The sequence below is a fragment of the Pseudanabaena sp. FACHB-1998 genome (assembly GCF_014696355.1).
GTDB lineage: Bacteria > Cyanobacteriota > Cyanobacteriia > Pseudanabaenales > Pseudanabaenaceae > Pseudanabaena.
The window spans coordinates 143040-153104 of record NZ_JACJQA010000008.1; the positions used below are offsets into that span (position 1 = coordinate 143040).

A 10065-nucleotide genomic window follows, 5' to 3' on the forward strand; every position below is an offset into this window, starting at 1 on the left:
AAAACCCAAGGAGCTAGTTGCGACGCTTCGCGCCGCAACTAGCTCCTTGGGTTCTAACAAAAATGGCTACAGCTATAAATCAGTGCAAAGCGCTGTATTGTCTGGGCAGTAATGGAAAGAAATGTCCTACTGGCCCCTGTCCTTGCCCAATCGCTAAGGAATATTTCAAGGCTTCGGTCACATAGTTTTTGGCTTCCTGCACTGCTTTAAAATGGGGTTTACCTAGAGCCAGATTGGCAGCGATCGCGGCAGATAGAGTGCAGCCTGTACCATGAGTATGGGGCGTATCAATTACTTCTGTCTGCAAGGTTTCAAGGCGATCGCCATCAAACCACACATCGATCGCTTTGAGTGCGCCTGTCATGCCGCCGCCTTTGACGAGAACCGATCGCGCTCCGAGTTTATAGATTTTTTGCGCCGCAGTTTGCATGTCCTCCAAGCTGTGGATTTCCATATCCGCCAGAATTTGCGCTTCGTAGCGATTGGGTGTGGCGATCGCCGCAAGGGGAACTAATTGTTCGCGAATAGTTTTCATTGCCTCGTTATCCAATAGTTGCGCCCCTGCTCTGGATACCATCACTGGATCAACAACCACATTCCCAAACCCAAAGGAAACTAATTTTTTGGCGACGGTTTTAATAATTTCTTGATTGAGCAGCATCCCTGTTTTGATCGCACTCACTCGCATATCAAGCATGACTGCTTCAAATTGGGCAGTCACGGTTTCGGCTGACACTGCCTCGACTCGCGTTACGCCTTGGGTGTTTTGGGCGGTGATGCAGGTGAGTACGCTGGTTCCATGTACGCAGTGAAAGGCAAAGGTGCGGAGGTCGGCTTGTATGCCTGCGCCGCCGCCACTATCGGAACCTGCGATCGTCATAGCGATCGGGATTTGCGAACTATTGAAACTGGTCATAATGCAAGGTGATGTTCGAGATAGGTTTTACAAATTTTGACGGGAATATTTTGTCCCTACTTTTTGATTAACTCTATCCCTAATTTACTACCGATTTCCAGAACATTATTAGCGAAGTCGGTTGTACTTGCGATTGCGCCAAAGGTAACTGTGGCAGCGGTCAACAGGGCAAGTAGTCTTTTTCTGAGTTTGGGAATATTGCGTTCTGACGCTGGCTTTTGAATTTCAACTTCCACATCTTCCACATCAATGATTAATTCTTCTCGCACTTCTGATGGAAACTGTTCGGCGGTTTGACGAAGATTGTTGATTAGATGCAATAGTTCAGCTACGCTTGCGCCACTTGTTTGGCTAAAGTTGGAAGCTTGTTGACGGGCGTTGTCTTTGACTTCATTGGCAAAGTTAGCGATATTTGCGCCTTGTAGATTGTTATTAATTTCTGTCATGGGTTTAAATTCTCCTTGTTGGTTACTATTATAAATTTGGTTGACAATTGTAAAGCGATCTTTTTCTATTTCATCTCTTTGTGTCTTCTGACGCAACTCTATCGATTCATAACCATCCAGCAATTGACGGATATTGATGGTTATGTTGAGTTTCCCGATAGGATAGTCCTGAATACCCATTGCTTCAAGTCCAAGTAATTCTTGATAGTCGAGGGGTGGATGTTGGGGATAGTTGGGAACGGGAACCCATTCAGTGATTTCAAGGTTGGGGAGTGTAGAGTGAATTCTTTTGAAAGTATCGCGCAGGATACCAAGAAATAAGCGGCGAGTTTCTTTGCGTCCGCTAATAGTGATAAAGATTTTTTTGTCTTCAGAATCGGCTTTGATACGGGCAATGTTGTAGATTTCTTTGTTCTCTTTGTAATGCAACATTACACCACTACGCCAGTAGATTTGGTTATGAATTTTCTCATGAGTGAGAACAATGAAGCGGGAAATAATACTTTCAGGGAGGACTCGGTAATGGTATTGAAATTCGAGGGTTTCGCCTTGAAGTCTCGTTTCGTCTGGCTGATCTTTGGGTAGAAGTCCTGCGATTAGGAATTGTGGTGGACGATAATCTAGTTCAAAACAAAGCTCAAATTCTTTCATTAGCCCGATGAGATAGCTATGGCGCTTGGTGGGATAGCTTACTGGATCAAGGATACGGGTCAGATCAGAAGAGGTAAAGACACCTTTGGTTTTAGTTTTAAGGATTTCATCGCTGAGCATGGCATAGATACCTTCTGTCACCCATTGGGGTTTGAGAACATTAGTATCTTTGAGAATGGGATGATCTCGGAAATTAAGAACTAAACCGAGGCGATGTAGAAGGTCGATTAGTTGTTCTTGGTCAAGTTCTTCGAGGATTTTGTTTTCATTGCAAATGCTAAGATAACGGCTATGAGTAATGAAGTCTTCGGGCATAGATTCAAGTTGTTCTTTTACGGCAAACCATGAGTGAGGTAGGGGATTGTAGACTTCTTTCAGGTTCCCAACTTGCTTTATAATTGCAGTGCTAAGATCATCAATGCCAATATTGTCTTGGCAAGAGGTTTCGATTATGTCTTGAATGTTAGGATATTTTTCGCGCAGTGCCTTACGATTGATGTCGAGTGGTTGTTCATCTTTTTTGTTGCCAACAATAATTACAGGGGACTGTCCGCCAAAGCTTTCAATCAGTTTTAGCCAATATTCAATTCGGTTTTCTTCTTCGCTGGTGCGACAGTTGCAGACGAGGAGATAGAGGCTACGTTTGGTTAAAAAGAATTGATGGGTGGCGTGATAAATTTCTTGCCCTCCAAAGTCCCAAACATTGAGACGAATATCTTTGGCATTGATCTTCACATTCCAAGTCTCCACATTAAGACCGTCAGTTTGAGGCTGATTTTTGTCAAATTTATTGCGCAATAAGCGCTCGATGAGAGATGTTTTGCCGACACTGCCTTGTCCAATGAGTAGGAGTTTAGCTTCATGAAGTGGACGACTTTTATGAAGCAGACGTAAGTAATTAAAAATTTTTGCCGCTTCTCTTGAATCAAGTATTTCTGGAGAGATCTCAAGAAGATTATTACTCAAGTCGAGTTTTTTTAAGTTAGTTAAACTTTGAATCCCATCTGGGAGCTTTTTGATTTTGTTATTTGAGAGGTCAAGATAAGTTAGCCTAGTTAAACTGGCTATGTACCAAGGAATTCTTTGGATTTTATTTTTAGAAACGTTAAATGAAGTTAGATTAGTTAAATTGAAGATATCTGAGGGGAGATCCTGAATTAGGTTTTGAGAAAGATCAAGCAAAGTTAGATTGGTTAAATTGAAAATCGCAGGTGGGATATCCTGGATTAGGTTTCGAGAGAGGTCAAGTGAAGATAGATTATTTAGATTTGACATCTCAGATGGTATATCTTTAATTGGATTATGAGAGAGGTCAAGTGAAGTTAGATTATTAAGATTTGATATTTCAGATGGTATGTCCTTAATACGATTGTGGGATAGATTAAGTGAAGTTAGATTATTAAGATTTGATATCTTAGATGGTATGTCCTGAATCTGGTTATAGGAGATGTTAAGTGAAGTTAAATTCACTAAGTTGAAAATTTCAGATGAGAGATATGTAATAAAATTGTTTGAGAGATCAAGTGAAGTTAACTTTGGTAAGCTTGTGAAACTAGCAATTTCCGAGATACTGTTGTTTGAGAGATTAAGATAAGTCAGACTAGTGACAAAAATTATATTCCATGGAATGCTAACTAATCCTATATCTGATAGATCTAGTGAATCTATGCCATGAACAGCAGCATAATCTATAAATTCTTCTAAAGATCCTACTTGATGCCATCTCATCATTTACTCCCATAACATCTCTAATTTTTCCTAACAAATATTTATTTGCACAATTTTCATGATTAATTCTTAGTACAGGACAAAAAGTTGCACAAGTAGACAGGAAGGGGTTTTATAAAAGATAACCACATCGCAAATAAAACCCCTGTGAAAGAGATTAACCTATTTCGCGAAAAGTTGCATGAACATCTGCAATGGAATGGAGCAAGACTAGCATTTGTGTCGATGTTCTTGATTGCACTAATGCGAGTAAAAACAGTAAACCTAGCCGAACTCGCGACAGGATTTAGTGGTGAAGCTAAAGTCGAATCACACTATAAGCGGTTACAGAGATTTTTCAGGGAGTTTGAAGTGGACTATCAAAGCATCGCTTTAATGGTCGTCAAAGTGATGAAAATACCCGAACCATGGGTAATCAGCATTGACCGCACCGATTGGAGATTCGGTAAGACCGTGTTTAATGTGCTGACATTAGGAGTAGTGCATCACGGTATCGCATTCCCGTTGGTATGGATGATGCTGGACAAAAAAGGTAACTCAAACACCCGTGAACGTTGTGAATTGTGTAATCGTTTTCTGGAAATATTTGGAGATCGTAAAATCGACTTCTTGACCGCAGATCGTGAATTTGTGGGAGAAGAGTGGTTTGATTACTTGCTTTGTGACCCATGTACCCGTTTTCGTATCCGTATTCGTAAAAACACCTTGCTTGACGATGGGCAGAAACAACTACGGGCTGATGTTTGTTTTCAAGATCTCCAAGTTGGTCAATCGAAAGTGTTGTCCAAACCCAAAAAAGTTTGGAACTATTGGCTTCGTATAGCCGCTATGCGTCTGGAGAACGGCGATTTGTTAATTGTCGCTACCGCTCATGACCCTAATACTGCTATTTCTGACTATGCCAAGCGTTGGGCGATTGAGACTCTGTTCGGTTGTTTTAAATCCCGTGGCTTTTGTTTAGAGTCCACTCATCTTCAAGATTCGGAACGCCTCTCTAAGCTACTTGCTTTACTCACTCTGGCTTTATGTTGGGCTTTTTCGTCTGGGCTTTGGCTTGCCCAACTCACTCTTCTCAAACCTAAAAAGCACGGTCGCTTACCTAAAAGCATTTTTCGTCTTGGTTTTGATTACCTTCGTCACTTCATCTTTGACCTTCACCTCAATTCTCAAGCCTTTTTTAACTCCATTAAATTTTTGTCCTGTACTTAGGGCATCAGTACTCAACTCAAGCAATATATCCCCAACTTTGACGAAATTATCACTGAAAACGATGAAGACTTTGAATCAAGTGGTCTAATTACTGCATCCGTTATCCGCTTAGGCTTTTTGACAGTTATACCAAATAGAAATGTAATTGGTTCGACTGGCAAAATTTCATCAGCGAGATATCAAAGACTTCTAAGCAACTTGATTCAACATTTGACACAATCTTCAGCATCCAAGTAACCACGCAGATCGGCGATCGCTCCCTCCGCAGTCTGAGACTTTAAAACTCCAGTGCGATACTCAGCCACGCCCTCACGACATTCCTCTAAAATTTGCCGCCTTCTCACCTCAGCATTACGTTTTTTAAGAATATCAATTAATATTTCCTGCTGATCGATTGACAACTGACTAACCGCATCAAGCGCATTTTCAAACGTAATCATAGTTCACCCTAATCGAGCAGATTCACAATATTTTACAAGGTTTTTAGGCAGGCGATCGCATTGCGAAGGAAAAAGGGAAAGGGGTTTTTGCGGTTGCGATGAGCTTATTCTAGAAACCAATTTTCAATTCTTAAACCATCGAAAAACTGAAAGTCTGCAACGTTGTTAGTCACCAAGATCAAATTATTGGCATGAGCAATACTCGCAATCTGCCCATCCGCAAAAGCAGGAGTCTTACCAATCTTCGCTAACCTTGCTCTCTCCCTTGCGTGCCACTCCGCCGCAGGTTGATCATAATTAAACACAGGCAAACTCAACACCGACTCTTGAATATAATTCCAAAGAGCCTCTCGCTTTCTAGATTCTGGAAGTCGTAAACAGCCATATATAAGCTCATGCACAACAATACTCGCAGTAACAATTTCCAATTGATAAACATCTAGCTTATGTAAAATATTCGCATTTGGAATAGCTCTTGCTGGCTCCGAAAGCGTATTAGTATCAAGCAAATATTGAAAACTCATAGGATGATTTCTCTACCCACACTGCGATCGCGCAAATCCGCAAAATCCTCATTAGTAAAACCCACTCCCTCATTTTGGATTGTCAATCTAAATTTTTGCAATCCTTTCCAGAAAGCAGTTTTTTGTTGAACTTCGTTGAGATTCTCAGATTCTTGGTTAACTTGGCGATCGCCCAACTCAAACGCCAAAAAATCAATAAAGTGTAATACCTGCTGCTGTTGCGCTGTTGGCAATTTCTGCATTTTACTCAAAGCCTTTTCTAACACTGTCATTCTTTGAATCCTCAAATTATGTTGAGCTAATTAACTAACATTTCTACCATTATTTACCTATAGTGTAATAACTACGCAAATCGACAATCGCTTCCTCCGCAGTCTGAGCCTTTAAAACTCCAGAGCGGTACTCAGTCATACCCTCACGACATTCTTCTAGAATTTGCCGCCTTCTCACCTCAGCATTCCGTTTCTTAAGAATATCAATTAATATTTCCTGCTGATCAATTGACAACTGACTAACCGCATCAAGCGCACTTTCAAACGTAATCATAATCCACCATAATCTAGCAGATTCACAATATTTTACAAGGTTTTTAGGCAGGCGATCGCGGGATCAAGGAAAAAGTAGAATGAAAAAAGGAAAAAATAATGGGGAAATTTACGGTTGAATTATAGAAATCTCTTCATTACGGTGTTTGCGATAAATTTTAAAATCACCATCTAAAGTCATCACCGCACTATTAGCACTTCGCTCAGACATTCTCACCAAACAAGCATCCGCAAACGACATCGGCACAGACTCATAACGATCCATCAATACCCGCACATTACCCGCATCCTCTTGCAAATCAAAAGCGATCGCGATCGCACCAACCTCAATCATTTCAAAAACTGCTTCAGTCAAATATTTTCTTTTCAACAAAAAACAAGTCTCAGAAATTACCGCCTCACAAGTTAATGCAGGGGGATTAACTTGCGCCCACTGTCTGACAGCCCAAGCATGATTGCGATCGCTCTTACTCAGCAAAGAAACCAACACACTCGTATCCAAAATCACACGTTGCTCAATCAAGCTCCGTAACCCTCCATATATTTTTGATTTATAGACAAATCATCAGGCAAATCATCAGCAATACCAATCCATTTTTTAGTGAGTTCATAGCAAGAGACAACAGACTTATCATCCGCTAATGGAACTTCAGAAACTTTTTTAACTTGGCGATCGCCTAACTCAAACGCGAGAAATTCAACAAAGCGGAGTACTTGTTGCTGCTGATCTGTTGGTAACGCCTGCATTTTACTCAGAACTTTCTCTAACACCGTCATTCTCTGAATCCTCCTGCATAATTAATCTAGTGACATTTTACAAGCTTTTTTAGATAGGCGATCGCGTTATCAAGGGAAAACTAGAAAGTAATGATTTCTAAACCACGATTTTTGACTATGCGATTAGCAATCTTTCCTGATCATTTTTTCTAAAAGATCTATCCAAAACAGCAGTATCGAGAATTAAGGGCTGACTTCTTAAGAAAAATCTAACTCAGTGCGATCGCCACAATTATCATCAAAGGAATTGAGTCGTTTATGATGTTTGATACAACCTATTGAGCCTATATTTAAACAATGGCGAAACCCAAATCTCGATATGTATGTAATAACTGCGGAGAAGATTTCCCGCAGATGTATGGGAAATGTCCCGCTTGCTCCAGTTGGGGAACCTTGCAAGAAGAAATAATTCCTGTGATGTCCACAAATACCAATGCGATCGCCACATTCTCGCATCTCGGTACAGCCAAATCTGCGGGTAAAGCAAAACCTAGAGAATCCTTAACCCTCTCGCAAATTACCGACAATGACCAAGCCCGATCGCCTTCTGGGTATGAAGAGCTTGATCGCGTCTTAGGTGGTGGTATTGTCGCAGGTTCCCTTGTGCTGATTGGTGGGGAACCAGGAATTGGCAAAAGTACGCTGCTTTTGGGAATGGCGCAAAAATTGATGAGTCGCTATCCCACGCTCTATGTTTGTGCGGAGGAGTCAGCGCAACAGGTAAAACTGCGATCGCAGAGATTGGGAATCTTAGAAGAGAATTCTGACGATCTCTATTTATTAGCGGAAACAGATTTAGAAACTGTCCTAAGAGAATTGCAATCTCTACGTCCCAAAGTTGCGGTAATTGATAGTATTCAAGCGCTCTACTTCTCAAACTTAAATGCTGCCCCCGGTTCCGTTTCGCAAGTGCGGGAATGTACGGCGGCGCTGATGCGAGTGGCTAAGCGCGAGAATATTTCACTATTTATCGTTGGTCATGTGACTAAGGAAGGCTCGATCGCGGGGCCCAAAGTTTTAGAACATATGGTCGATACGGTTCTCTATTTTGAAGGCGATCGCTTTGCTACCCATCGATTATTGCGATCAGTCAAAAATCGCTTTGGAGCAACGCAAGAAATCGGCGTATTTGAGATGATCGATCGCGGCTTGCGTGAGGTTTCCAATCCTTCGGAATTATTTCTCGGCAATCGTGATGAGTCTGTCCCCGGAACTGCCACGATTGTCGCCTGTGAGGGAACACGTCCGATTGTAGTGGAATTACAAGCTCTTGTTAGTCCTACGAGTTATTCTTCGCCTCGCCGCACGACAACGGGTATAGAAACTAATCGCTTTCTGCAAATTCTTGCCGTTCTCGAAAAGCGGATTGGGATTCCCTTATCAAAGCTTGATGCCTACGTCGCTGCGGCGGGTGGATTGAATGTGGCGGAACCTGCGGTGGATTTGGGAGTAGCGATCGCTGTGGCGGCAAGTTTTCGCGATCGCACGGTCGATCCGCGCACAGTGATGATTGGTGAGGTGGGACTAGGGGGACAGGTGCGCCCAGTTTCTCAATTAGATCTACGTTTAAAGGAAGCTGCGAAGTTAGGATTTAAACGGGCAATTATTCCAAGTATGCAGGTGATGCAAAATTACGGTATGGAAATAGTGCCTGTAACTAAGGTTTTAGATGCGATCGTAGCGGCTTTGCCTCGCACTAAGTTTGAAGTTGCTAAGTCAAGTGATGAGCCAGAAAATTAATTAAATTTTCATAAACCCAAGATATTCGGCTTATACCAAATCTACCCAAAAACCCAAATTAGTATGTTAGTATGAATTTATGGCTTAAATTCAATTTATGTGCTACGATAAATTCCATTAATCAAGAGTGAGTCTATGTAAATGAGGATCATAAATAGGCAACCCCTAAATGTCGAGTTACTGACGCTAGATGATGGCACTCAAAAGATTGCTTGGGATCTCAAGCAAATCAAGTCTTTACTAGGGATTAGTGATTTTGTATCTCAAGATGAATTGACTTCTTTAGAACCAACTACCACGGGAATTAACTTTTCTGGTATACCCACCATTGAGATCGTGATAGCAGTATTGGATGAACTGGGATTAAAGGATTTATATCAAGTTCGCTATCTCAAGCAGTATGCAACAATCATTCCTAAAACTGAATCCAAGCGTCCTAAAGTTGCATTCTACGTTGTACAGCAGCAATCAGAGCTGGCTCTATCTATTCACGACAAAATTTGGACTAGCTATCGAGCAAAATTCCACTTATATGACGATAATGACCACGAATTAGATAAACAAACTTCCATCCAAAAAGATTTATATATCCCGTTTCCAGAGAGGTCTGACTTTTTTGGAAGATTTCTAGAACGGTCTGAGCGTGCAGACATAAACTTATCTGATTTTGAAGATGAAGTATACTATCCGCCACACTTATATCGGTTACCGACATCTAAATTTAGTCCATTAATTTTGGATATGACTGAACAAAATATTTGCTATGAGATTACTTCAGATCAGAGATTTCCATCAACTTCTCGAATTTCATTGTCTCAGCATTCGGAGCTGAAAAGACTTTTACTAGATCTGAAAGAGAATATTGAAGTCTTTCTACTTTCTAATGGAGAGAAGCCTGAGCTTTTAGCTGATTATGTTGAAGACTTCTAGACAATCAATCACATTATGACAAATTTAGGATCTGCTACTTATATGACTGATGTTACGTGGAAGGAATAGCCAGTTTTTGGAGTTGAGAGAAACTAGCCCTAATAGCATTGAAGTAGAGTTTAGACTTGAGAGCAAAGTGATTGAGTTTAGTTTTGATCC

Annotated in this window: 10 protein-coding genes and 1 pseudogene; 3 read left to right on the forward strand and 8 right to left on the reverse strand. The window is 41.1% G+C overall.

The window, feature by feature from the left end:
- Positions 1-79: 79 nt before the first annotated feature.
- Entirely contained in the window at positions 80-916 is an 837-nt protein-coding gene (gene thiD / locus H6F42_RS04410) for a bifunctional hydroxymethylpyrimidine kinase/phosphomethylpyrimidine kinase (protein WP_242018322.1), read from the reverse strand.
- A gap of 56 nt (positions 917-972) precedes the next feature.
- Positions 973-3672: pseudogene (locus H6F42_RS04415) on the reverse strand (COR domain-containing protein); the annotation flags it as partial.
- A 216-nt stretch (positions 3673-3888) separates the two neighbouring features.
- Between H6F42_RS04415 and H6F42_RS04420 the strand changes: the two are divergent.
- Positions 3889-4950 (forward strand): IS4 family transposase, encoded by a 1062-nt coding sequence (locus H6F42_RS04420; RefSeq protein ID WP_190398146.1) that lies wholly within the window; start codon positions 3889-3891, stop codon positions 4948-4950.
- A gap of 203 nt (positions 4951-5153) precedes the next feature.
- Here the strand turns inward: H6F42_RS04420 and H6F42_RS04425 are convergent, their stop codons facing one another.
- The 6 genes from H6F42_RS04425 to H6F42_RS04450 form a co-directional block, all read right to left on the reverse strand.
- A complete protein-coding gene (locus H6F42_RS04425; protein ID WP_190398147.1) occupies positions 5154-5390 on the reverse strand; it encodes a hypothetical protein in 237 nt (78 codons plus the stop codon).
- Positions 5391-5494: 104 nt separating this feature from the next.
- Positions 5495-5914 carry a type II toxin-antitoxin system VapC family toxin gene (locus tag H6F42_RS04430; protein WP_190398148.1) on the reverse strand — a complete coding sequence of 140 codons (420 nt, stop codon included), beginning with the start codon at positions 5912-5914 and terminating at the stop codon, positions 5495-5497.
- Entirely contained in the window at positions 5911-6186 is a 276-nt protein-coding gene (locus tag H6F42_RS04435; RefSeq protein WP_199288899.1) for a hypothetical protein, read from the reverse strand. The genes H6F42_RS04430 and H6F42_RS04435 overlap by 4 nt, the downstream gene beginning before the upstream one ends.
- A gap of 49 nt (positions 6187-6235) precedes the next feature.
- Positions 6236-6460 carry a hypothetical protein gene (locus H6F42_RS04440; RefSeq protein WP_190398149.1) on the reverse strand — a complete coding sequence of 75 codons (225 nt, stop codon included), beginning with the start codon at positions 6458-6460 and terminating at the stop codon, positions 6236-6238.
- A 108-nt stretch (positions 6461-6568) separates the two neighbouring features.
- Positions 6569-6982: a PIN domain-containing protein gene (locus tag H6F42_RS04445; RefSeq protein WP_199288900.1), complete on the reverse strand. Its 414-nt coding sequence runs from the start codon at positions 6980-6982 to the stop codon at positions 6569-6571.
- Positions 6979-7236 (reverse strand): hypothetical protein, encoded by a 258-nt coding sequence (locus tag H6F42_RS04450; protein WP_190398150.1) that lies wholly within the window; start codon positions 7234-7236, stop codon positions 6979-6981. Before H6F42_RS04450 ends, H6F42_RS04445 begins: the two co-directional genes overlap by 4 nt.
- A gap of 297 nt (positions 7237-7533) precedes the next feature.
- Between H6F42_RS04450 and radA the strand changes: the two genes are divergently transcribed.
- Both radA and H6F42_RS04460 read left to right on the forward strand, forming a co-directional pair.
- Entirely contained in the window at positions 7534-8976 is a 1443-nt protein-coding gene (gene radA / locus H6F42_RS04455; protein ID WP_190398151.1) for a DNA repair protein RadA, read from the forward strand.
- A 141-nt stretch (positions 8977-9117) separates the two neighbouring features.
- Positions 9118-9906, forward strand: a complete 789-nt coding sequence (locus H6F42_RS04460) for a hypothetical protein (protein ID WP_190398152.1) — start codon at positions 9118-9120, stop codon at positions 9904-9906.
- Positions 9907-10065 lie beyond the last annotated feature (159 nt).